Source organism: Arthrobacter sp. BL-252-APC-1A, assembly GCF_009696625.1.
Taxonomy (GTDB): Bacteria; Actinomycetota; Actinomycetes; order Actinomycetales; family Micrococcaceae; genus Arthrobacter_B.
On the sequence record NZ_VULS01000001.1, the window covers coordinates 234,100 to 257,365 of the forward strand.

At 65.2% G+C, this 23,266-nt stretch carries 16 protein-coding genes, 1 tRNA gene and 1 pseudogene; 10 read left to right on the plus strand and 8 right to left on the minus strand.

What is annotated here, in order from left to right; genetic code table 11:
* The 4 genes from lgt to pyk all read left to right on the plus strand — a co-directional run bounded on the left by lgt (nt 1) and on the right by pyk (nt 8,962).
* Nucleotides 1-1,053 carry a prolipoprotein diacylglyceryl transferase gene (lgt, locus tag FYJ28_RS01145; RefSeq protein ID WP_154577991.1) on the plus strand — a complete coding sequence of 351 codons (1,053 nt, stop codon included), beginning with the start codon at nt 1-3 and terminating at the stop codon, nt 1,051-1,053.
* Between the two features lie 254 nt (nt 1,054-1,307).
* Nucleotides 1,308-5,894, plus strand: coding sequence for a glutamate synthase large subunit (gene gltB / locus FYJ28_RS01150; protein WP_154577992.1), 4,587 nt, complete (start codon nt 1,308-1,310; stop codon nt 5,892-5,894).
* The gene (locus tag FYJ28_RS01155; protein WP_326831421.1) at nt 5,887-7,344 is read left to right on the plus strand and encodes a glutamate synthase subunit beta; all 1,458 of its coding nucleotides are present in this window, start codon (nt 5,887-5,889) and stop codon (nt 7,342-7,344) included. Before gltB ends, FYJ28_RS01155 begins: the two co-directional genes overlap by 8 nt.
* A gap of 106 nt (nt 7,345-7,450) precedes the next feature.
* Nucleotides 7,451-8,962, plus strand: coding sequence for a pyruvate kinase (gene pyk / locus FYJ28_RS01160; RefSeq protein WP_154577993.1), 1,512 nt, complete (start codon nt 7,451-7,453; stop codon nt 8,960-8,962).
* 74 nt (nt 8,963-9,036) lie between these two features.
* Here pyk and FYJ28_RS01165 read toward each other — a convergent pair whose 3' ends face one another.
* On the minus strand, nt 9,037-9,642 hold the full coding sequence (locus FYJ28_RS01165) for an ANTAR domain-containing response regulator (RefSeq protein ID WP_055241428.1): 606 nt from the start codon (nt 9,640-9,642) through the stop codon (nt 9,037-9,039).
* A gap of 130 nt (nt 9,643-9,772) precedes the next feature.
* On the opposite strand from FYJ28_RS01165, the gene FYJ28_RS01170 reads away from it, so the two are divergent.
* Nucleotides 9,773-9,857, plus strand: a tRNA-Leu gene (locus FYJ28_RS01170).
* A gap of 71 nt (nt 9,858-9,928) precedes the next feature.
* Here FYJ28_RS01170 and FYJ28_RS01175 read toward each other — a convergent pair.
* Nucleotides 9,929-11,098: pseudogene (locus FYJ28_RS01175) on the minus strand (MFS transporter); the annotation flags it as partial.
* Between the two features lie 188 nt (nt 11,099-11,286).
* Here FYJ28_RS01175 and FYJ28_RS01180 point away from each other — a divergent pair.
* Complete coding sequence (locus FYJ28_RS01180) at nt 11,287-12,237, plus strand: zinc-binding dehydrogenase (protein ID WP_154577994.1); 951 nt, start codon at nt 11,287-11,289, stop codon at nt 12,235-12,237.
* Nucleotides 12,238-12,331: 94 nt separating this feature from the next.
* On the opposite strand, the gene FYJ28_RS01185 is transcribed toward FYJ28_RS01180, so the two are convergent.
* Nucleotides 12,332-13,264 carry a 5'-3' exonuclease gene (locus FYJ28_RS01185; protein ID WP_055241420.1) on the minus strand — a complete coding sequence of 311 codons (933 nt, stop codon included), beginning with the start codon at nt 13,262-13,264 and terminating at the stop codon, nt 12,332-12,334.
* Nucleotides 13,265-13,369: 105 nt separating this feature from the next.
* Between FYJ28_RS01185 and FYJ28_RS01190 the strand changes: the two genes are divergently transcribed.
* From FYJ28_RS01190 to FYJ28_RS01200, 3 genes are all read left to right on the plus strand, one after another.
* Entirely contained in the window at nt 13,370-14,338 is a 969-nt protein-coding gene (locus tag FYJ28_RS01190) for a bile acid:sodium symporter family protein (RefSeq protein ID WP_154577995.1), read from the plus strand.
* Between the two features lie 81 nt (nt 14,339-14,419).
* Entirely contained in the window at nt 14,420-15,244 is an 825-nt protein-coding gene (locus FYJ28_RS01195) for an SDR family NAD(P)-dependent oxidoreductase (protein ID WP_326831422.1), read from the plus strand.
* Nucleotides 15,245-15,337: 93 nt separating this feature from the next.
* On the plus strand, nt 15,338-15,811 hold the full coding sequence (locus FYJ28_RS01200) for an NUDIX domain-containing protein (protein ID WP_154577996.1): 474 nt from the start codon (nt 15,338-15,340) through the stop codon (nt 15,809-15,811).
* Here the strand turns inward: FYJ28_RS01200 and FYJ28_RS01205 are convergent.
* From FYJ28_RS01205 to FYJ28_RS01215, 3 genes are all read right to left on the minus strand, one after another.
* On the minus strand, nt 15,808-16,542 hold the full coding sequence (locus FYJ28_RS01205; protein WP_154577997.1) for an SDR family oxidoreductase: 735 nt from the start codon (nt 16,540-16,542) through the stop codon (nt 15,808-15,810). The genes FYJ28_RS01200 and FYJ28_RS01205 overlap by 4 nt on opposite strands.
* Nucleotides 16,543-16,631: 89 nt before the next feature.
* Nucleotides 16,632-17,741 carry a winged helix DNA-binding domain-containing protein gene (locus FYJ28_RS01210; RefSeq protein ID WP_154577998.1) on the minus strand — a complete coding sequence of 370 codons (1,110 nt, stop codon included), beginning with the start codon at nt 17,739-17,741 and terminating at the stop codon, nt 16,632-16,634.
* 36 nt (nt 17,742-17,777) lie between these two features.
* On the minus strand, nt 17,778-19,010 hold the full coding sequence (locus tag FYJ28_RS01215) for an ROK family protein (RefSeq protein WP_229780077.1): 1,233 nt from the start codon (nt 19,008-19,010) through the stop codon (nt 17,778-17,780).
* Nucleotides 19,011-19,120: 110 nt separating this feature from the next.
* Here FYJ28_RS01215 and gap point away from each other — a divergent pair, with 110 nt between their 5' ends.
* A complete protein-coding gene (gene gap / locus FYJ28_RS01220) occupies nt 19,121-20,131 on the plus strand; it encodes a type I glyceraldehyde-3-phosphate dehydrogenase (RefSeq protein ID WP_326831423.1) in 1,011 nt (336 codons plus the stop codon).
* Here gap and FYJ28_RS01225 read toward each other — a convergent pair.
* Nucleotides 20,128-21,498, minus strand: a complete 1,371-nt coding sequence (locus tag FYJ28_RS01225; protein ID WP_154578000.1) for an LssY C-terminal domain-containing protein — start codon at nt 21,496-21,498, stop codon at nt 20,128-20,130. The genes gap and FYJ28_RS01225 overlap by 4 nt on opposite strands.
* Entirely contained in the window at nt 21,488-23,116 is a 1,629-nt protein-coding gene (locus FYJ28_RS01230; RefSeq protein WP_055241406.1) for an SLC13 family permease, read from the minus strand. Before FYJ28_RS01230 ends, FYJ28_RS01225 begins: the two co-directional genes overlap by 11 nt.
* Nucleotides 23,117-23,266: the final 150 nt, after the last annotated feature.

Here is a 23,266-nt window from a genome sequence, read left to right on the forward strand (position 1 = left end):
ATGCCGATGTCCCAGGCGGTCCAGGCCGCAATTCCCAGCCCGCCCGCCGAGTTCAGCAGCTTCTCGCTGGGGCCGCTGACCATCCACGCGTACGCCCTGTGCATCCTGGCCGGCATCATCCTGGCCCTTTGGATGACCTCCGCCCGCTGGAAGCACCGCGGACTGCCGCAGGACACCGTCTGGGACATCGCCATCTGGGCCATACCCTTCGGCATCATCGGCGGCCGGCTGTACCACGTCATCTCCTCCCCGGACGCGTACTTCGGTCCGAACGGAGACCTGGCGCTCATTCCGCAGATCTGGCGCGGCGGGCTCGGTATCTGGGGAGCGATTGCACTGGGCGCCGTCGGCGCCTGGATCGCCTGCCGGCGGGCAGGCATCAAACTCTCTACGTTTGCGGACGTCGCTGCACCGGGCATCCTGCTGGCGCAGGCGGTGGGACGGTGGGGAAACTGGTTCAACCAGGAGCTCTTCGGCGGTCCCACGGACCTGCCGTGGGGGCTTGAAATCGACCCCAACAACACGAACTTCCCCGACGGCACCGCCCCGGGCACCCTGTTCCACCCCACCTTCCTGTATGAATCGCTGTGGAACCTTGCCGGAGTGGCACTCCTGCTGGCGCTGGACCGCCGGTTCAGGCTGCGCGGCGGACGGCTCTTCTGGCTCTACGCCGCTTTCTACACCGCTGGCCGGGTCTGGATCGAGATGCTGCGCATCGACGACGCGGAACTGGTCACGCTGTTCGGCACTACCCAGCGCCTGAACGTGTGGACTTCGATAGCGCTGCTGGTCTTCTCGATCGGCATGTTCATCTTCCTGTCCCTGCGGGCCCGCAAGGTTCCCGAACCGTCCCCGTACCTGCCCGGCTATACCCCGCCGGCCGGCGAAACTGCTGGCGGGAGTAACAATTCACCGGTTGATAACAAGAGCGAAACAGATTCCCGGAATGTGAAATCTGCGTCACAATCGAGTGACACGCGTGCTAATGTCGCAGAGACAAAAAACGAGGCAGCCAAGCCTCAGCGGCCCGGAGATTCGGGCCCAGCCACCTAGGACCAGTTCCCCGGGTTACCACCCGCGGCTGGTTCGGATGCCACACTGCGGTGGCGGCTAGCGGTAACCGTGCCGGGGACAACCCCGGCAGGACACCGGACGGTTCCGGCCATTGTGAACCGGCCCCCATCACAGCATGCAGGGTCTGTTCACCGGCTTAACCGTAATCATCTGACACGCCGGCCGGCACATGCTGCCGGCGTGGGGCCAACGTCGTCCCCTCCCAACGCTCAACAGGGGGAAGGACTTACCCTATGACTGACGCAATGTCCCCTCAGGCCGCCCAGGTGGTGTCTCCGTTCCAGCGGTTCGCGGCCTATCCGGAAGATTCAGGACTGTACCGCGCGGAATACGAGAAGGATGCGTGCGGCCTGGCCGTCATCGCAACCCTTCGCGGGGAACCCGGACACGACATCGTCGACGCCGCGCTGACAGCCCTGCGCAACCTTGAACACCGGGGTGCCGTTGGTGCCGATGAAGGGACCGGCGACGGCGCCGGAATCCTGACCCAGGTTCCCGACGAGTTCTTCCGTGCCGTTGCAGGTTTCGAACTTCCCGCGCCGGGCGGATACGCCGTCGGCACCGCCTTCCTCCCCACCGAGGAACGCGAGCAGGAAACCGCCCGCGCAGGTGTTGAAGCCATTGCCGAATCCGAGGGCCTGAGAGTCCTGGGCTGGCGTGAAGTACCCGTTGTGGCTGACCTTGTGGGCGCCATGTCCCGGGCCTGCATGCCGTACTTCGTCCAGGTTTTCCTCGCCCCGGACGACGAGGACTGCACCGACCTCGATGCCCGGGCCTTCCGCGTCCGGAAGCGGTCGCAGAACAAGTTCGGCGTCTACTTCCCGTCCCTGTCCTCCAAGACCATGGTCTACAAGGGCATGGTCACCACGGCCCAGCTTGAGCCGTTCTTCCCGGACCTCTCTGATCCGCGGTTCAAGACCAAGCTCGGCATTGTGCACTCCAGGTTCTCCACCAACACGTTCCCGTCCTGGCCGCTGGCCCAGCCCTTCCGCACCATCGCCCACAACGGCGAGATCAACACGGTCAAAGGCAACCGGAACTGGATGCGCGCCCGGCAGTCCCAGCTCAAGAGCCCGCTGCTGGGGGAGACCCCCGAGGAACTCTTCCCCATCTGCACCCCCGGTGCCTCCGACTCCGCCTCCTTTGACGAGGTCGCGGAGCTGCTGATGCTCTCCGGCCGTCCGATCACGCATGCAGTGATGATGATGATCCCCGAGGCCTGGGAAAACCACGCGACCATGGATCCCGCCCGCCGTGCCTTCTACCAGTACCACTCCATGCTCATGGAACCGTGGGACGGACCGGCAGCAGTCTCCTTCACCGACGGCGACCAGGTGGGTGCCGTTCTGGACCGCAACGGCCTGCGTCCGGCCCGCTACTGGATCACCGAAGACGGCCTGGTTGTCCTTGCCTCCGAGGTTGGCGTGGTGGACATTGATCCGGCCAAGGTGGTCCGCAAGGGCCGTGTCTCCCCGGGCAAGATGTTCCTGGTGGACACCGCCGAAGGCCGCCTGGTGGAGGACTCGGAGATCAAGGCGGAGATCGCTGCCGCCAACCCCTGGGCGGAATGGGTCCGTGAGAACCAGGTGTCCCTGGAGGAACTGCCCGAGCGCGAGCACGTGCTGCACACCAAGGCATCCATCAACCGGCGTCAGCGCACCTTCGGCTACACCCAGGAAGAACTCCGTATCCTGCTGGGCCCGATGGCCCGCAGCGGTGCCGAGCCCCTGGGAGCCATGGGATCGGACACCCCCATTGCCGTGCTCTCCAAGCGGCCCCGGCTGCTCTTTGACTACTTTGTGCAGTCCTTCGCCCAGGTCACCAACCCGCCGCTGGATGCCATCCGCGAAGAGCTGGTCACCTCCCTGCAGAGTTCGATCGGCCCGAACGGCAACCTGCTGGCACTGGGTCAGGTCAAGACACACCAGATCGCGCTGAAGTTCCCGGTGATCAACAACGACGAGCTGGCCAAGATCGCCAACCTCAAGAATGTTGAAGGCGAAAAGGTCGCCCTGAAGGTCCGCGGCCTTTACCGGCCCGACGGCGGCGAATCGGAACTGCGGGCCCGCATCAGCGAGATCTGTGAAAAGGTCTCCGGTGCAGTCAACCGCGGGGTCCAGTACATTGTGCTCTCCGACCGTGATTCCAACGCCCAGTGGGCACCGATCCCGTCCCTTCTGCTGCTCTCGGCAGTGCACCACCACCTGCTCAAGAGCGCCAACCGCACCAAGATCTCCCTGATCGTGGAGGCCGGAGATGTGCGGGAAGTGCACCATGTGGCCGTGCTGATCGGCTACGGCGCCTCCGCCGTGAACCCGTACCTGGCGATGGAAAGCTGCGAGGAACTGGTTCGCAACGGTGATATCACCGGTGTCACCCGGGAACAGGCAGTTGCCAACCTGATCAAGGGCCTTGGCAAGGGCGTCCTGAAAATCATGTCCAAGATGGGCATCTCCACCGTCGCTTCCTACTGCGGCGCGCAGACGTTCGAAGCCATTGGCCTGGGCCAGGAACTGGTGGACGAGTTCTTCCACGGCACCCAAACCCAGCTCGGCGGCGTCGGCCTGGACGTCATTGCGGCCGAAGCCGCTGCCCGCCACACCCACGCCTACCCCGCGGATGAGATCGAGGAGCCGCACCGCAGCCTGGAGAACGGCGGTGAGTACCAGTGGCGCCGCGAGGGCCCGCCGCACCTGTTCAACCCGGAGACGGTGTTCCGTCTGCAGCACTCCACCCGTGAGCGCCGCTACGACGTGTTCAAGGCCTACACCCGGGGTGTGGATGACCAGTCGAAGAACCTGATGACACTGCGCGGACTGCTGGACTTCAAGACCGGTGAACGCCCGCCGGTTCCACTGGAAGAAGTCGAGCCCGTCTCCAGCATCGTGAAGCGCTTCTCCACCGGTGCCATGAGCTATGGCTCCATCTCGAAGGAAGCCCACGAGACCCTGGCCATTGCAATGAACCGTTTGGGCGCCAAGTCCAACACCGGTGAAGGCGGCGAGGACGTGGACCGGCTCCTGGACCCGGAGCGCCGCTCGGCCATCAAGCAGGTGGCTTCCGGACGCTTTGGCGTCACCAGCCTTTACCTCACCAACGCGGACGACGTGCAGATCAAGATGGCGCAGGGCGCCAAGCCCGGCGAAGGCGGCCAGCTGATGGCGCAGAAGGTCTACCCGTGGGTGGCCAGTACCCGGCACTCCACACCCGGCGTCGGCCTGATTTCACCGCCTCCGCACCACGACATCTACTCGATCGAAGACCTCGCCCAGCTGATCTACGACCTCAAGCGGGCGAACCCGTCCGCCCGGGTCCACGTCAAGCTGGTCTCCGAGGCCGGAATCGGCACTGTGGCAGCGGGCGTGACCAAGGCCAAGGCCGACGTCGTGCTGGTGTCGGGCCACGACGGCGGCACCGGCGCGTCACCGCTGAACTCGCTCAAGCACGCCGGCGCTCCCTGGGAGCTGGGCCTCGCCGAAACCCAGCAGACGCTGATGCTCAACGGCCTGCGCGACCGCGTTGTGGTGCAGGTGGACGGCCAGCTGAAGACCGGACGCGACGTTGTGATTGCGGCCCTGCTCGGCGGCGAGGAGTTCGGGTTCGCCACCGCACCGCTGGTAGTTTCCGGCTGCATCATGATGCGCGTGTGCCATCTGGACACCTGCCCCGTGGGCGTCGCGACTCAGAACCCTGAACTGCGCTCCCGCTTCACGGGCAAGCCTGAATTCGTGGTGAACTTCTTCGAGTTCCTGGCAGAGGAAGTACGGGAACTGCTCGCCGAACTCGGTTTCCGAAGCCTGGAAGAGGCGATCGGGCACAGCGAAATGCTGGACACCCGTGCCGCCGTGGACCATTGGAAGGCCGACGGACTGGACCTGGAGCCGATCCTGCGCGGACACGAAGTGGACCCCGGTGCGCCGCTGCGCAGCCTGGTGCCGCAGAACCACGAACTGGATGCGCACTTCGACAACAAGCTGATCGAAATGAGCTCTGACGCGCTGGCCAGCCGCCAGCCGGTCCGGATCGCGCTCGACGTCGTCAACACTGACCGCTCGGTGGGAACCATGCTGGGCCACACAGTCACCAGGACCTTCGGCACCGATGTCCTGGCGACCGACACGATTGACATCACCCTCACCGGACAGGCCGGACAGTCACTTGGCGCCTTCCTGCCGGCCGGCATCACCCTGCGGCTCTACGGAGACTCCAACGACTACGTGGGCAAGGGCCTCTCCGGCGGGCGGATCATCGTCCGCCCGGACCGCGGCAACGTGTTCCCGGCGGAACGCAACGTCATTGCGGGCAACGTGATCGGCTACGGCGCCACCAGCGGCGAGATGTTCCTGCGCGGACAGGTGGGCGAACGCTTCCTGGTCCGCAACTCCGGCGCCACGGCCGTTGTGGAAGGAATCGGCGACCACGGCTGCGAGTACATGACAGGCGGCCAGACGCTGATCCTGGGCTCTACCGGACGGAACTTCGGTGCGGGCATGTCCGGCGGCACCGCGTTCGTGGTGGACCTGGACCCCGCACGGGTGAACAAGGACGCACTGGAGAACGGCGAACTGCTGCTTCTGCAGCCCGACGCCGAGGACGTGGACATTGTCCGCGGACTGCTCATCAAGCACGCCGAGGAAACCGGATCCACGCTGGCCGCCGGCCTGCTGGAGGGTTTCGAGAACACTGTTTCCCGCATAACCAAGGTACTGCCGCGCGATTACGCAGCTGTGCTCGACGCCCGTGCCTCCGCGGCCGAAGCGGGGCTGGACCCCGACGGCGCCGAGGCATGGACCAAGATTCTGGAGGTAACCGGTGGCTGACCCACGCGGATTTTTGAAAGTACGGGAGCGCGAAACGCAGCCCCGCCGGCCCGTTTCCGTCCGCATCATGGACTACAAGGAAGTCTACGAGCGGCAGGAAAAGGGAGTCCTCAAGGAGCAGGCCGGACGCTGCATGGACTGCGGCATTCCGTTCTGCCACCAGGGCTGCCCGCTGGGGAACCTGATCCCCGAATGGAACGACCTCACGTGGCGGGACAAGGGCCAGGAAGCCATCGAGCGCCTGCACGCCACGAACAACTTCCCCGAGTTCACCGGCAGGCTCTGCCCGGCGCCGTGCGAAGCGTCCTGCGTGCTGGGCATCAACCAGCCGCCGGTAACCATCAAGCAGGTCGAAGTCTCCATCATCGACCAGGCCTTCGACGAGAACTGGGTCCACCCGCACGCTCCGGAACGGCTCACCGACAAGACCATCGCCGTCGTAGGCTCCGGCCCGGCGGGACTGGCCGCGGCCCAGCAGCTCACGCGGGCCGGCCATACCGTTGCCGTCTATGAGCGTGACGACAAGATCGGCGGCCTGCTCCGGTACGGCATCCCCGACTTCAAGATGGAAAAGCTGCAGGTGGACCGCCGCCTGGAACAGATGCGTGCCGAGGGCACCCGGTTCCGCACCGGTGTTGAGGTTGGCAAGGACATCTCCTGGGAGCAGCTGCGCCGCCGGTATGACGCGGTGGTGATTGCCACCGGTGCCACGGTTCCGCGCGATCTGCCAATCCCGGGGCGGGAACTGTCCGGCGTCCACTTCGCGATGGATTATCTGGTGCAGTCCAACCGGGCCGTTGCGGGGGAGAAGGTCAAGAACCAGATCCATGCCGAAGGCAAGCACGTGGTCATCCTGGGCGGCGGCGACACGGGAGCCGACTGCATCGGCACGGCCCACCGGCAGCAGGCGGCGTCCGTGACGACCCTGGCAATCGGCAAGCAGCCGCCGGCAGAGCGTGCCGCTCACCAGCCGTGGCCCATGTACCCGACCCTCTTCGAAGTGGCCAGCGCCCACGAAGAAGGCGGCGAGCGGACCTACCTTGCCTCCACCGTTGAGTTCGTAGGCGAGGACGGAAAGCTCACCGGCGTGAAGGTTGCGGAAACCGAGTTCGTGGACGGGAAGCGGCTGCCGAAGGCCGGGACGGAGCGGGTCATACCCGCTGACCTGGTGTTCCTGTCACTGGGCTTCACTGGTCCGGAGCCTGCCGGGCTGGCCGAGCAGGTCAACACCGAGTTTGACGAGCGTTCCAACGTGAAGCGCGACGGGTATTACATGACGGCGACGCCCGGTGTATTCGCTGCCGGTGATGCCGGACGCGGCCAGTCACTGATCGTCTGGGCCATCGCGGAGGGGCGTGCCTGTGCTGCCGCGGTGGACCTGTGGCTGGAAGGTTCCACCCGGCTCCCTGCCCCTGTGGCTCCGGGTGACCGCGCTATCGCACCGCTGTAACAGACCGAATTCCAAGGGCGCCGGACCACCGTCCGGCGCCCTTGGCGCAGGCGGAACAGCACGTTTCGGCCTGCGGAAAAGCCAACGGAAGACTAGGGTAGGACATATGAGACGCGCAAAGATCGTTGCAACCTTCGGACCCGCTATCGCCAGTTACGAAAACACCGTAGCCGTGCTGCGTGCGGGGGTGGATGTCGCCCGTATGAACATGAGCCACGGGGACCATTCTGTCCATAACAACACCTATGAGAACGTGCGTAGGGCGTCCGCGGAGCTGGGCAAGCCCGTTGGCATTTTCGCCGACCTGCAGGGCCCCAAGATCCGCCTGGGACGGTTCGTGGACGGACCGCATCACCTGAACCGCGGTGACGTCTTCACCATCACCATTGAAGACGTTCCCGGCACCGCAGAGATTTGCTCCACCACGTACAAGGGCCTTCCCGGTGACGTGAACGTGGGGGACACCCTGCTCATTGACGACGGCAAGGTGGGCCTGCGGGCCACTGCCGTAGACGACACCAAGGTCGTCACCGAAGTGACTGTGCCCGGACCGGTTTCCAACAACAAGGGCATCAACCTTCCCGGCGTGGCTGTGAACGTACCGGCCATGAGCGAGAAGGACGAGGCAGACCTGCGGTGGGCCATCCGCCGCGGAGTGGACATGGTTGCGCTGTCCTTCGTCCGGAACGCCGTCGACGTGGCACGGGTGCACGAGGTTATGGACGAAGAGGGACGCCGCGTCCCGGTCATCGCCAAGATCGAGAAGCCGCAGGCAGTCGCTGCGATCGAGGAAATCATCGACGCATTCGACGCGATCATGGTCGCCCGCGGCGATCTCGGCGTCGAACTGCCGCTGGAAGACGTTCCCCTGGTCCAGAAGAATGCCATTGAGCTGGCCCGCCGCTGGGCCAAGCCCGTCATCGTGGCCACCCAGGTCCTGGAATCCATGATCGACAGCCCCCGGCCGACCCGCGCCGAGGCCTCCGACTGCGCCAACGCGGTACTCGACGGCGCAGACGCAGTCATGCTCTCCGGTGAAACGTCCGTCGGCAAGTACCCGATTGACACCGTGAAGACCATGGCCAGGATCATTGAATCCACCGAGGAACACGGCCTGAACCGGGTTCCCCCGCTGGGCAGCAAGCCGCGCACGCGAGGCGGAGCCATCACGCGTGCCGCCGTGGAGATTGCCGACCAGCTGGACGCGGCCTGCATCTGCACGTTCACGCAGTCCGGTGACTCAGCCCGCCGGCTCTCCCGCCTGCGCCCCAAGAAGCCGGTGTTCGCCTTCACCCCCGTGGAGTCGACCCTGAACTACATGTCCCTGTTCTGGGGTATCCAGCCCATGCTCGTGCCGTTCGTGGAGCACACGGACAAGATGACGGAACAGGTTGACCAGACCCTGCTGGAAAAGGGCATTGTCGAGGAGGACGCAATGGTGGTCATCGCTGCCGGTTCGCCTCCCGGACAGGCCGGCTCCACCAACCTGATCAAGGTCCACCGTGTTGGCGATGCCGCCGACACCGGCCAGTCCGGTGACGGCCGCCGCCGCGAGAAGGAGAAGGTCGGTCCGTGGCCGGTCAAGGAAGCCAACAAGGGCAAGGCCCGGTCCATCTAGGACCCCTGCCGTAATAGGAAGAACCCCCGTCCGGAGATCCGGACGGGGGTTCTTCCTATTGGGTCTGGGAGGAGCTAGTTGACCTGGTTGATGATGGTCTCGGCAACCTCGCGCATGCTCAGGCGGCGGTCCATGGAGGTCTTCTGGATCCAGCGGAAGGCCTCTGGCTCGGTGAGCCCCATCTTGGTGGTCAGCAGGGACTTGGCCCGCTCCACCAGCTTGCGGGTAGCGAACTGTTCCTTGAGGTCCGTTACTTCGTTTTCGAGTGCCTTGATTTCCTCGTGGCGGGACAGCGCAATTTCGATGGCCGGGATCAGGTCAGCGGGCGTGAACGGCTTGACTACGTATGCCATGGCGCCGGCCTCGCGGGCACGCTCCACCAGTTCCTTCTGGCTGAACGCCGTCAGCAGGACCACAGGGGCGATCCGGGCCTTCACGATGGCCTCGGCTGCGCTGATGCCGTCCATAACCGGCATCTTGACGTCCATCAGCACCAGGTCGGGCTTGAGCTCGTTGGCCATCTGCACGGCCTTCTCGCCGTTGTCCGCCTCACCGACGACGTCATAGCCCTCACCGGTGAGGATCTCGACGATGTCCAGACGGATGAGAGTTTCATCCTCTGCAACGAGGACGCGCCGCGCGGGACTATTGGACGGTACGGACTCGGATGACTCAGACACAGATGCTCCTTGGAAAGACGACAGCACTACCGGTGGCTGCCGGTAGTTCACGAAAACAGCCTATCTGCATGTAGAGTGGTTTCGCGCCCAACACGGGGAATCAATCCGCTTGATCAACGTCACAGGGCCTGCCCGAATGGCGGAATTGGCAGACGCGCTGCACTCAAAATGCAGTATCGAAAGGTGTGTGGGTTCGAGTCCCACTTCGGGCACCAGCAGCAGTCCACGCAAGTATGACTGCGACCAGGAGCACTGCTGCATAGCCCAGTCCTGAGTAGCCGACAGCGGTGAGCACCGGACCTGCCAGTGCACCTCCGGCCGCACCGGCCGCGTTCATCCCCAAATCGGATACCCCCTGGACCGCCGGCCGCTCCGGAACCTCAACCGCTTCGGAGACGAGTGCCGACGCCGAAACCACCGAAGCAGACCACCCCAGTCCCAGCAGAACAAGGCTCACCGTCACTGCTGCACCGGAATCCGCAGCTGTTCCGGCCACGATCAAAGCCGCCAGCAGCAGCCCCTGTCCCAACAGGATCACCCGGTGGCGTCCGGCGCGGTCCGAAAGCCAGCCAAAGACCGGAGACAACGCGTACATCCCGGCAATGTGCAGGCTGATGGTGAACCCAACGAGACTGATCGACGCGCCGTGGCTGCTCAGGTGCACCGGGGTCATCGACATCAGCGCCACCATCACCGCATGGCTCAGGGCAATGACTGCCACCGCGTACCGCGCCTGCGCGTTGGTCCGCAGGATCCTGAACCCCGACCGTTTCGAAGCCGGAGATGCATCCCCTGCACCTGCGGCGCGCAGGCGCTTCAGTTCCAGCAGCGGGTCCGGCCGCAGCCCCGTGAGGTAAACGGCGGCGGCTGCCAGCTGCGCGGCGAGCGAAAAGACAAACGCACCGGTTAGCGGCGGCAGGCCCAGCGAGCTTCCCAGTACTTCTCCGGGCCCGAAGAGGTTCGGCCCCAGCACTGCCCCTATGGTTGTTGACCACAGCACTATTGAAAGGTCCCGCCCGCGGCTGCCCGGGGTTGAAAGGTCGGCGGCCGCGAAGCGGGCCTGCAGGCTGACGGCGCTTCCGGCTCCCAGCAGCGCCAGGCCCGCCAGGAGGATCGGGAAAATGCCGGCGACGGCGGAGGAGACTGCGGTGACCGCCCCGGCAGCTGAGACCAGTGCACCAACCGAGAGGGACACCCTGCGTCCGCGTGCCTGGGCAAGGCGGGCCAGCGGAACCGCTGCCGCAGCTGCACCCAGGGTGCTCATGGTCGCTGCCATTCCGGACCAGGCCGGGGAGCCGGACAGGGCTGCGGCCAGCAGCGCACCGAGGGAAAGCGTGGCTCCCATGCCTATTCCGCCCAGGATCTGCCCCGCCACCAGGACGGCAAGTACGCGGCGCTGGGACAGATGTGCAGGGGCCTGGGAACCCGTTGCCGGGGTGCTGGGCTGATCGTGCATTGTACCCCCGTCCGTGCGTGATTGGTTCTGCTGGCAGGATATCCCGGTCCGCACCCAAAAGTTGGCCCTGACGTGCTGTTCTTCACATCCCAAACGGCCTTTTTACGGGGCGGGCCGGGCGTAGGGTGAAAATATGGAGGGCGCTTGGACCAGGGCCTCCACTGAGCCAAATGAAAAGGAGATGCCCCATGAAGGCATGGCAGTTCACCGGCACAAACAAGCCCCTGGAACTCAATGAAGTACCCGAACCCCACGCAGGCCCGGGACAGGTGGTCGTCGAAGTCAAGGCAGCAGGCGTCTGCCACTCCGATGTCACCGCCCTGGACGATCCGGGATGGATGCCCCTGTTCTTCGAACTCCCGCGCACGATGGGCCACGAGAATGCCGGTGTGATCATCGAGGTTGGCCCGGGCATGGAGCACTGGAAGGTCGGAGACCGTGTGGGCCTGGCCCCGGTCATGAGCGACGGCGATGCGCTGGGCTACGGCAAGTGGGACGGTGGATTCGCGCCCAAGCTCGTTGCCACCGATGACAACCTGGTGAAGCTCCCCGACGAAGTCCCGTTCGACCTCGCTGCCATGGCCACCGACGCAGGCCTCACCGCTTACCATGCGATCATGGCCGTGGGCGGCGCCAAGGCCGGCATGAAGGTTGGCGTCATTGGGCTTGGCGGGCTCGGCTACATCGGCGCCCGCGTGGCAGTACTCTCCGGCGCAGAGGTCTACGGCGCGGAAATCAACGCCGAGACGCGCAAGCTCGCCGATGAGATCGGCCTGGCCGGCGTTGCCGAGTCCATCACCGAGTTCAAGGACAAGGGACTGGACCTGATCGTGGACTACGCCGGTTTCGGCACCACCACGTCACAGGCCATCGAAACCCTGGCCGAGTTTGGAACGCTTGTGCAGGTAGGCATGGGCCGTCTTGAGGCCACTATCAACACCTACCCGATCATCATTAACCAGCTGAGCATCAAGGGTTCAAAGTCCGGGACCAAGGAAGATCTCGAAGCCCTGTACGAGCTGATGAAGTCCGGCAAGCTGAACCCGCCGATGAACATCATCACGCACGCAGAGATTCCGGATGCCATCGACAAGCTGCGCGCCGGCGGCGTGATCGGCCGCTTCATCGCGCAGTACTGAGAGCCGCACAGTACTGAGGACCGCACAGTACTGAGGACCGCACAGTGCTGAGGATCGCGCAGTACTGAGACCCGCAGGACTGCGGGTCACGGGCTCAGGCAGCTGAGTCCAGGGACGCCAGGAGCCGGCGGACCGAACCACCCAGGTTCCAGTCCCCGGCCAGGGTCTCAAGACGGGCCCGCCGGTCCCCGGTGACCGGCTGCAGCCTGGCATCCTTCAGTGACGGCACCTCGAGGCCGCGCACCAGCCGAACCACGGCGGGCGCGGCCTCGAGGTATTCCCGGGCAGCGTCGAGTTTGGACCGCATGTTTGCCGAGAGGGTGCTGCCCTTGTCCCCGGCGGCCGCCAGCAGGGAATCAAGGGTGCCGAACTCGGCAAGCAGGGATGCGGCGGTCTTCTCGCCGATGCCGGACACGCCGGGCAAACCGTCCGAGCTGTCGCCCCGCAGGGTCGCGTAGTCCGCGTACTGTTCCGGAAGCACCCGGTATTTGGCAACGACGGCGGCGTCGTCCATTTCCTTGAGGTTTTTCATGCCTCCCGCCGTGTAGAGGACCCGGATGCCGCGGCTGTCGTCGATGACCTGGAACAGGTCACGGTCCCCGGTCACCACGTCCACCGGCATCCCGGCCTGGGCGGCATAGCTGCCAATCACGTCGTCGGCTTCGTGGTCCGGAACGCCGGCGACGGCGATCCCCGCCAGGGAAAGGACCTCCTGGATCATCGGGATCTGTGCCTCAAGCGCGTCCGGTACCTCTTCGACGTCGCTCCCGCCGTCCACCACGCGGGCCACGCGGTGCTCCTTGTAGGTCGGCAGCAGGTCAACCCGCCACTGCGGCCGCCAGTTCTCGTCCCAGCACGCGATCAGGTGGGTCGGCTTGAACTCGGTCACCAGCCGGGCAATCATATCCGCGAGTCCGCGGACCGCATTGACCGGGGTGCCGTCCTGCCGGCGCAGTGAGTCCGGAAGCCCGTAGAAGGCACGGAAGTACAGCGAAGCGGTGTCGAGCAGCATTAGGCGATCGGACATACGGCTGATCCTTGCATGAATCCACCTCCTCTGCAGCGGTGTATCAAGCCCAGCTGCGGCGCGTCGGACTGCTCCCGCAGGGCAGGCTGTGCCAGCATTTGGGGCATGGCCAGGACTCCCGGTACCTCCGTTCCCCAGCCGGTTCGGGCAGCTGAAGAACGCAGCGCCCGGATAGCGGTGACTGTCTTCCCGCTATTGATCCTTGCCGGAGGAGCGGTCGCCCTGGTGTTTCCGGAGCCGTTCTCCGGCCTTGGCCCGCTGATCAACCCCGGGCTCATGGTGATCATGTTCGGCATGGGACTGACCCTGACCCTGCCGGATTTCGCCCTGGTGGTACGGCAGCCCCTACCGGTACTGCTGGGCGTCATCGCCCAGTTTCTAATCATGCCGCTGCTGGGGCTGGGCATCGCCTGGGCCCTGCAGCTTCCTCCGGAACTGGCTGCCGGGGTCATTCTGGTGGGCTGTGCGCCCGGCGGCACGGCGTCGAACGTTGTGGCCTACCTGGCGCGTGGAAACGTTGCGCTGTCGGTTGCCATGACCTCGGTGTCAACGCTGCTGGCTCCGCTGTTCACACCGTTGCTGGCCCTGTGGCTTGCCGGGCGGTACATGTCTGTAGACGCCGGTTCCATGGCGCTCACGATCGTCCAGATCGTGCTGATCCCCGTCATCCTGGGACTGGTTATTCGCTCCGTGGCACCACGGGCCGTGGACCGGGTCCTCCCCGCGCTGCCCTGGATCTCGGTCCTGGCGATCACATTCGTGGTTGTAGCGGTAGTGGCGGGAAGCGCTGCAGCGATCCTCACCGCAGGCTGGCTGATCCTGCTGGCCGTAGTCCTGCACAATGGCCTGGGCCTGGCCCTCGGTTACGGAGCCGGCCGGCTGTTCCGGCTGCCGGTGCCCTCCCGCCGCACCATGGGAGTGGAGGTGGGCATGCAGAACTCCGGGCTGGCTGCCGGCCTGGCGCGGGAATACTTCAGTCCCGAAGCAGCCCTGCCGGCGGCGGTGTTTTCGGTCTGGCACAACGTCTCCGGAGCGCTTGTGGCTTCGTACTGGCGGCGTCGTCCGAGCTCCTGAAACCCGGGCCGGCCACTTTCCCTGCCGGCGGGGCGCCGCTAGGGTGAGGCAGTCCCGGTATTTCGAGGAAAGCAGGCCCCAGTGGCTCCCAAAACCATTGTGATAACCGGTGCGTCCGACGGCGTGGGCGCAGCGGCCGCGCGGCGGCTCGCCGCAGACGGGCACCACGTCGTTCCGGTGGGGAGGTCCCTGGAGAGAACGGCGGCGGTCGCGGAGGAAATCGGCAGTGAGTACTTCACCGCTGACTTTACGGACCTGGGCCAGGTCCGCAGCCTGGCCTCGGACCTCCTTCAGCGCTATCCGGAAATTGATGTCCTGGCGAACAACGCCGGAGCAATCTTCGGCAAGGAGCGCCAGACTACGGTCGACGGACATGAGATGACGTTTCAGGTGAATTACCTTGCACCGTTCCTGCTGACACGGCTGCTGACCAACCGGCTGCTCGAATCAAAGGGAACGGTCATCAACACCTCCAGCGCCGCGAACCGCCTGTTCGCCAAACTGGACATCACCGACCTGGAAGAGGAAAAGGACTACACCCCCCAGAAGGCCTACGGGAATTCGAAACTGGAGCAGATCCTCTTCACCGAGGAGTTCGACCGCCGCTACCGCGCTGCAGGGGCAACCTCCACAGCCTTCCATCCGGGAGTCATTGGTTCGAGTTTCTCAAGTGCCGAGGGATCCGCCATGCGCTCGGTTTACCAGGGGATCATTGGCCGGTTCCTGCAGAGTCCGGAGAAGGGGGCGAAGACACTGGTGTTCCTCGCCGAAGGCACTCCAGGAGCTGACTACCCAACCGGCACGTACTTCGTCCGGTCCAAGCCGGCCCGGGCCAACAAACTGGCGGGTGACCACCTGCTGGCGCTGGACCTGTGGAACCGTTCCGTGGCCATGCTGGAGGGGTAGGCACGTGTCCGCTTAGACGTTCACGAAGTCCTCCAGCAGGCCTGTCTGTTCCCTGGCTGGCTGGCTGATCGAACGAATAAGGAGCACAACTGCATGCGCACCAGTGCCGGAATCCTGCTCTACCGTCGCACCCCGGAGGAAGCCGCCGGCGCCGCCGTCGAGGTTTGGATCGCACATATGGGCGGCCCCTTCTGGGCGCGCAAAGAGGATCACGCATGGTCCGTTCCCAAGGGTGAATTCACTGCTCCGGAGCCGCCGCTCACCGCAGCCCTCCGCGAGTTCGCCGAAGAGATGGGCTGGCCGGCGCCAGGGGGCGAGTATGAACTGCTGGGAACCTTCCGGCAGTCCTCAGCGAAGTCGATTACGGTTTTTGCGGCTGCTGCGGATTTCCCCGGACGGGAAATCCGCAGCAACACTTTTGTTCTTGAATGGCCTGCCGGCTCCGGTAACCTTAGAGACTTTCCGGAAGTTGACCGCGCCGGCTGGTTCACCGCAGAGGAAGCCCGGGCCAAACTGGTCAAAGGCCAGATCCAGGTGCTTGACGCCCTTCTGGCCAGACTGGACTAATGCAGCTGCTTTCGGGGCCGCACCGTGACCTCATTGAGCCCGACGCCCGGCGGCTGTGCGACCGCGAAGGCCACCACTGCTGCGACGTCCTCCGCGGTAATCGAAACTTCGGCGTAGGACGCTTCAGTCTGTGCCCTGGTTTCCGGGTCCGTGATGTGACCTGGCAGTTCCGTAGCGACCGCGCCGGGCTCGATGACGGTGACGCGCACGTCCGGAAGGAGTTCCTTGCGCAGACAGTCGGAGAATCCGATTAGGCCCCATTTGGTGGCGGCATAGACTGCGTCACCGGGCCGGGAAGTCCGGCCCGCGACGGATGAAATATTGACCAGGTCACCGCTGCGCTCACGCAGCTGATCCAGGAAAACCTCCGTCGCAGTGATGGCCCCCAGGAGGTTGACGTTGACCATCGTTTGATACTCCGCGTCGTGTTCGGGCCCAAACGGGCCCAGAAGCATGACTCCGGCGTTGTTGACCAGCACGTCTGCTCCTCCGAGCTCGGTTTCTACCCGCTGTGCAGCCAGGAGCAGATCATCCCGCCGGGTAACGTCCGCTTCAAGGGCGAGGGTGCCTGGCCCAAGTTCAGCGGCCAGGGCGTCCAAACGGTCCTTCCTGCGGGCGAGCAGGGCAACGCTGAATCCTGCGGCATGCAGGGTCCGCGCAGTTGCCGCTCCGATTCCGGAAGAAGCGCCCGTTATGACGGCAGCCTTTCCGCTGATCTCCTCAGTGCCCATGACGGTAACCTTCCGGTCAGTCCTGCCGTGGATTGGTCCCATCCACGCTAGCCGCGCGGGCCGTGGCCCAACAGGGCTTTCCGCAGCCTTCAGGCCCGCTTCACTGTCACCGGTGTGCCCAGGTAGGCGGCATAGCGGTCCGCAGCGCGTTCGACGGCGTTCCAGTCGCGGGTACTGACCGGCGAAAACGGCTGGACCGAAACCGCCGTGGCGTTCCGGGTGGTCTTCCGCGACCAAATCCCGGCTACCCGTCCGTGCAGCATCAGGGTGGGCTTGAAGACCCCGTTGTTGCCCGGGACCGTCAACGGCGCATGTTCGGCGGTAAGTGCGGCGCTGCGGTCCTTGTAGCCGAGCAGGTATTCATCGAATCCCGGAAGCAGGACGGCGGATTCCAGCCGTGCAGTCTGTGCTGCAGGGGCAGGCGCGGCCAGCTGCCAGTGGACGGCGCCGTCGTATTCGATCTCTTCCACCTCCCGGCCGCAGGCCGCGATGCCGCGCCGGACAGCGGTGACGGGCAGCTTGGTCCACCATGCCATGTCAGCAATCGTGGCGGGTGAGCGGCCGGCCAGGTACCGGTGGACCAGCTCGGCCAGGGCGGCGTCCCCTTCAAGGTTCCTGCGCTGCGGTATCCATTCATCGAGCAGGACGAACTGCTGCTCGGCGCCGTTGAACGGTCCAAGAACCGTGGTGCCGGCGACGGCGAGGTGCCACAGCAGATGGTAACCGCGCTGTCCTGCGGTGGAGATGCCTGCGGTCTCGAACCGTGCCAGCAGGTCCTTCCTGCCCAGCGCCGTTCCGCCGGACAGGGATTCCACGGCGGTTTCCCTGGCCCGATCCAAGGTTCTCGGGTCCAGTTCGAGTTCTTCCCGGCGGCGGGCTGCCGAACGCAGCGTGCGTTCGGAGGTAAGAGCCAGGATCCAGTGAACATCTTCGGCACGCATCACGTGCAGGGTGCCCCGGAAGGGCCAGGTGCGAACCAATGCCGCATTGTCGAAGGATTCCCTGACCTGAGCCAGCGTGGCGTCCGTGCGCAGTCCCAGGGACCACAGGACGCCTGGCAGGTCCTGGCCCTGGAGGGCGAACATCCTGGTGCCTGCTGCTTCCGGACCGGCCTGATCCCCTGACGGAGAAGCGGAAAGGGGGAGTCCGTGGCTATGTCGGCGCCGCCGCAGCAGTTCGGTCCGCGTAATGGACTTCATTCCACCCTCCGGTGCCGGGAACCATGAACCGCAAGTCTAAGCCGGGTTCTCCGCCTCGGGTGAGACGGCAGGCACGCTGCCGGGGCGCAAATCAAGCAGGCGGGCCTCCACGTAGTCGAGTGCCAGCCGGACGGCACCGGTGGCAACCAGCATCTCGCCGAGCTCGGAGACGGCAAGGCGGGGCGGATCCGGAACATAGTGTGCCAGCTCTTCGGTCATGACCGGCAGCAGGGCGGTGGCGGAAGCTGCTACAGCACCGCCAATCACGATCAGGCGCGGGTCAAAGAAGGTGGAGACGAGTGCCACAACCCGGGCCATCCGCCGGGCAATCCGGTCAAGGATCTCCGCGGCAGTGCCGTCTCCTGCTGCGGCTGCCTCGAACACGTAGCGTGCTGAAACGCGGTTGGTCTGAGTGCCCACCAGTTCCCGGATCATTCCGGTGTGTCCCGCATCCAGCGCGGCGGTGCCCCAAAGACGGGCCAGTTTGGCAATGCCGTCCTGGTTGCCCACACCCTCCACCAGTTCAAGTCCTCCCATGGTTCCGGCGCGGCCCCGCGCGCCGTGGACCAGTCGTCCGGATTCGATGACACCTGTCCCCAGCCGTTCGCCGGCGAGGATCACTGCAAGGTTTTTCTCATTGGCACCTGCCCCGCGCCAGCGCTCGGCGAGTGCCGCCAGCTTCGCATCGTTTTCGACGAGCACGGGCCAGCCGAAGCCCTTGCTGAACTCTTCGGTGAGGCCAAGGTCGAACATTGGTGCCAGTTCCTGGCCGGGGGCGATGCCGCCTGCGGGCGTCACCTGCGCGGCGATTCCGAGTGCGACCCCCAGCACGCTGGACTCCTGGACCGCGGCATCCGAGAGTGCCTTCCGTGCGGCCGCTATGACCGCAGAGCGGCGGTCTGCGGGCGTACCGCCGCGGTGGGGGAAGCGGGACTCGGTACCGCCAACCACGGTCCCGGCGAGGTTGGAGACCATAACCCGGACGGTGGCCAGGCCGACGTCGAGCCCCAGCACGAACCCGGCGCTCTCGTTGAACTCAAACCGGCGGGCCGGGCGGCCCTTTTGTCCGCCCGTGCGCGGGGAGGGGGCTTCACGCGCCCATCCGCGGGCGATCAGGTCGTCGCACACAGCAATTACCGTGGCCCGGGTGAGGCCGGTGGCTTCGATCAGATCCGTCCCGGTGGCCGACGGTACGCCGCGCAGCACGTCAAGGACAGAGCGCAGGTTGGTGCGGCGGAGCAGCTGCGGCGTGCTGGCGGAGGTGTCCAAAGTTAGGGCCCCTTTGACGAGTGGCGGGAATAACAGCATAATTGTACTAGTTCATATATTTAGTCTCTAAATCTAATGACACTCTAACCCCTAGCCTTCAGGAGGCCCTCGTGAGTATCCGAGTTGGAATCAACGGTTTTGGCCGCATCGGGCGCAATTTCCTCCGCGCCGCCCTGCAGAAGGGAAGCGGTTTCGACGTCGTGGCCGTCAACGACCTGGCCGACCCGGAACAGCTGGCCCACCTGCTCAAGTACGACTCGGTCGCAGGACGCCTGGCCAAGGACGTCAGCGTGAGCGACGGCAACCTGCTGGTAGGGGGCCGCACCATCAAGGTTCTGGCCGAGCGCGATCCGGGCAGCCTGCCGTGGCGCGACCTTGGTGTGGACATCGTCATCGAATCCACCGGCCTGTTCACGAAGGCAGCAGACGCTGAGAAGCACATTGCTGCCGGCGCCCGGAAGGTCCTGATTTCCGCTCCCGCCAAGGACGAGGACTTCACGGTGGTGATGGGCGTGAACGACGGCGATTACGATTCCGAGAAGCACAACATCATCTCCAACGCTTCCTGCACCACCAACTGCCTGGCACCGATGGCCGACGTGCTCAACCGTGAATTCGGCATTGAGCAGGGTCTGATGACCACTATTCACGCCTACACGGCAGACCAGAATCTGCAGGACTCCCCGCACCGCGACCTTCGCCGGGCCCGTGCCGCCGCGCTGAACGTGATTCCCACGTCCACCGGCGCAGCCAAGGCCATTGGCGTGGTCCTTCCTGAACTCAAGGGCAAGCTGGACGGCTACGCCATGCGCGTTCCGGTCCCCACCGGCTCGGCCACGGATCTGACCGTCACGGTCAGCCGCGAAACCACCGTGGAAGAGGTCAACGAGGCGTTCCGCGCCGCGGCCGCTTCGGACCGCTGGTCCGGGATCCTGACCTTCACCGAGGACCCGATCGTTTCCTCGGACATCGTCGGGGACCCGGCCTCCTGCATCTTTGACTCCGGCCTGACCAAGGTCCAGGGCAACCAGGTCAAGATCGTTGGCTGGTACGACAACGAGTGGGGTTACTCCTCCCGCCTGGTGGACCTGACCTCGCTGGTGGCTTCCAAGCTCAGCTAGTTCCGTCCGGGGATCCCTTCTCCCCGCCGAAAGGGCAGAAACGGCTCGTTTGAACGCTGAAACGAGCCGTTTCTGCCCTTTCGTTTAAGGTGGGAGAACTTCCGCGCCCGGCCGCTGGAGAGGGCCAGGAGAATGAGCACGTCCAGCGCATAGGCCGGCCGCTCGCTTTGCAGGACCTGGTCCGGGTCCCCTGCAATGAACGTTGCCCCCTGAAGGATGATGGACACCGAGCTCAGGGCCATGGCCGTAATCCGCGCCCAGTTGGTTCCCCTCAGGACCAGCAGCGCCAGGGTGCCTTCGAAGGCCGAGAAGGCCAGCAGCACAATCCCGGCCGGAACGTACACGTCTGCTGCGGCGAACAGTTCGCGGTCATTCCCGGCAAGGTCAGCCACCCACGTCCGTTCGGCCGAGCCGGTAAAGAGCAGCCCGGCAACCGCGAGGGCGGCAGCCACGCGCAGCAGGATCAGCACCGCGCCAACAACAATCGGTGCCGGACGCCCCGCGCGGTGCCGTCCCCGCCTGCCGCCAAGCTGGTCCTGATAAGCCCCGTGCACGGCGCCGGCGTCGAGGATGGGCAGGTTTCCGTCCGTGCGGATGCTGTCACCGCCGCCGTTGCGTGAGTGGTAGCCCGAGGAAAAGTCCTGGATGACTGTCAGGGATACTTCATCGGATGCTCCGAGTACGGATTCAACAACGTGGTCGCGCTCATGGTCCACGTCCGGGCTGATCCGGTGGGTCACCTGCAGCGTGAAGTAGGAGAGTCCCACGGCCCGGTCGTAGGACGCTGCGGCCAGCCAGTCCACGGCGATCCCTCCCGGCAGCTTCCACCCGTCCGGACACTTCCAGAACCGGATATGGTGCCGTTTCCCGGGATTGCCGTCCACTTCCTGCTGATAGGCGAAGTCCTGCTGGCGTTCGAAAAGGAACAGCGGAGAAACCGGAGCCGCATCGTAGCTGCGGCGGAGGAGGGTCGAGGTGACGATCTTCCAGCTGCTCTCAAAATCTACGGGGCCCGCCTGCGTCCAGCCAGCCGTCCGCATGAGGGCATGCAGCTGCCCGGCGCTCCCGTTGAACGCCAGGTTCACGGGGTCGCCGAACAATCCGTCGCTGGTCCGGGTGCGGCCCATGAAATAGTCGGGCACGTAAATGCTGGTGAGGATCCTGTGCAGCCGGGGCAGTACCAGATAGGCCAGGGCAGCCCAGAAGAACACCAGGAACCAGAGGCGCCTGAGGCTCAGGCTTTCGTCCAGGAGCAGGACGGCAAACCAGATGGCTGCCACCCCGCCGAAAACGAAGAACCCCCAGTCGAAGCCTGCCTCGACGGCGGCCCGGCGCGTCCGGGCCTGTCCGTCCTGGTCAGCCGCCAATCCCCACCAGGCCAACCATGAGCGGCAGCAGCGCGATGATCAGCGCCGCCCCAAGAATGTCGAACACCAGGCCGGTGCGGATCATGCGGATGATCGGGACGGCACCGGACCCGTACACAATCGCGTTCTGCGGTGTGGAGACCGGGAGCATAAAGCCGAACGACGCTGCGAAGGTGGCAGCCAAGGCCGGAACAAACGGGTCCAGTCCCATGGCGGTGCACAGGGGTATGACAATGGGAACCACGACGGCGGCGGAGGCGGTATTGCTGGTGGTCTCCGAAATCAGGATCGCCAGGAGCGTGGAGAAGGCCGTGATCGCAACGATGCTGGTGATCCCCAAGCTGTCCGACGCGGCGTTGCCAATGGTCTCAGCGAGCCCGGTTTCTGCCAGCAGGGCCCCGAAGATGATGCCGGTGCCGAACAGCAGAATGGTTCCCCAGTCGATCTTGGCAGCATCGGTCCATGTCAGGGTTGCCTTCCGTTCCTTCCAGTTCGTGGGCAGGATGAACAGGAGCGACGCCCCCAGCACTGCCACAATCCCTTCATCCAGCCGGTCATCGAGGAAGGCATAAACCTCCGAGTCGGTCCCCGCTATCAGCGAAGCGACTGCGGGGGTCAGCCACAGCACGACTGTGACGCCGAAGGCGATAAGCGTATTGATCTCGGCCCGGCTCATCTTCCCGTGCTCGGCCTTCTGCTCGCGGATGTACTCCTCCACGCCCTCGATCCGGCGGACCTCGGGACGGTTCAGCAGGAACATAACCAGGGCCAGGATGACGAACATGCCCAGGCACAGCGGCGCGGCGGCGGCCATCCACTGGGCGAAGGAGATCCGCTCGCCAGTGGCTTCTTCAATAAGCCCGCGGCCGATCAGGTTCGGCGGGGAACCAACCGGGGTGAGCAGCCCGCCCACGCTGGCGCCGTAGGCAAGCATCAGCATCAGGGCCGCGCCAACCCGCAGTCGGAGCGGATCAAAGTCCGGCCTCACTTCGCCGCGGTCCTGCATCAGCTTGGCAATCACCACCAGGATCCCCAGCGCCGTGGGCAGCAGCATTGCCACCGTGGCGGTGTTGGAGACAAAGGCCGAGAGCAGGCAGGTGATCGCACCGAAGGCGATGATCACCCGGTAGGTTGAGCGCCCGACTCCCGGCAGTGACAGGACGGCGAACGCCAGGCGCTGCGCCAGGCCGTGTTTGAGCATGGCCTGGGCCAGGATGAACGCCCCGATGAACGTGAAAATGGTGGTCGACCCGAACGGCGCCAGCACGGCCGTGGATGGGGCTACGCCCAGGATCACGACGGCGGCGACTCCAATAAGGCCACCGACCGGGATGGGTACAGGCTCACAGATCCACAGCACGATGACCCCCAGCAGGATCGCCGCGAGCAGCTGCTGGGTCTGGTCCATGTCTGAGGGCCACAGCGCGAACACGATGGTGACCGCCGGGGCAAGGAAGAACCCAATGGTTTGGCGGGCTCGTTCAAAACGCTCCTCGCGCGGCGAAAGTGTCTGTTCGCTCAGGGTCCGGAACGTGCGTCCGCCCAGCAGTGCCGCTTCAACGTCAGTTCGGACCGGTTCTCCGCCGCTGGTCCGTGAGGGGGATAGATCCTGGGACATCCTTGTCCTCCGTATCGGTGGGTGACGTGCAGACAAAGGTAGCCCCGCGCACTTCGGCCCGGAAGAGCGGCGGGATGCGGACGGCCCGGGCAGGCTGAACTTCCGGCGCACCAGTCCCGTTCTTTGGGGGGCGGGGCATGTGTGTTGCCT

Excerpts from the sequence above, each read along its gene's own strand:
- lgt (WP_154577991.1), top strand. The coding sequence starts at position 1 with ATGCCGATGTCCCAGGCGGTCCAGGCCGCAATTCCCAGCCCGCCCGCC.
- FYJ28_RS01185 (WP_055241420.1), bottom strand. The coding sequence starts at position 13,264 with ATGTCCGATCGCCTAATGCTGCTCGACACCGCTTCGCTGTACTTCCGT.
- FYJ28_RS01210 (WP_154577998.1), bottom strand. The coding sequence starts at position 17,741 with ATGAAGTCCATTACGCGGACCGAACTGCTGCGGCGGCGCCGACATAGC.
- FYJ28_RS01230 (WP_055241406.1), bottom strand. The coding sequence starts at position 23,116 with ATGTCCCAGGATCTATCCCCCTCACGGACCAGCGGCGGAGAACCGGTC.
- FYJ28_RS01200 (WP_154577996.1), top strand. The coding sequence starts at position 15,338 with ATGCGCACCAGTGCCGGAATCCTGCTCTACCGTCGCACCCCGGAGGAA.
- pyk (WP_154577993.1), top strand. The coding sequence starts at position 7,451 with ATGAGACGCGCAAAGATCGTTGCAACCTTCGGACCCGCTATCGCCAGT.
- FYJ28_RS01180 (WP_154577994.1), top strand. The coding sequence starts at position 11,287 with ATGAAGGCATGGCAGTTCACCGGCACAAACAAGCCCCTGGAACTCAAT.
- FYJ28_RS01205 (WP_154577997.1), bottom strand. The coding sequence starts at position 16,542 with ATGGGCACTGAGGAGATCAGCGGAAAGGCTGCCGTCATAACGGGCGCT.
- gltB (WP_154577992.1), top strand. The coding sequence starts at position 1,308 with ATGACTGACGCAATGTCCCCTCAGGCCGCCCAGGTGGTGTCTCCGTTC.
- FYJ28_RS01190 (WP_154577995.1), top strand. The coding sequence starts at position 13,370 with ATGGCCAGGACTCCCGGTACCTCCGTTCCCCAGCCGGTTCGGGCAGCT.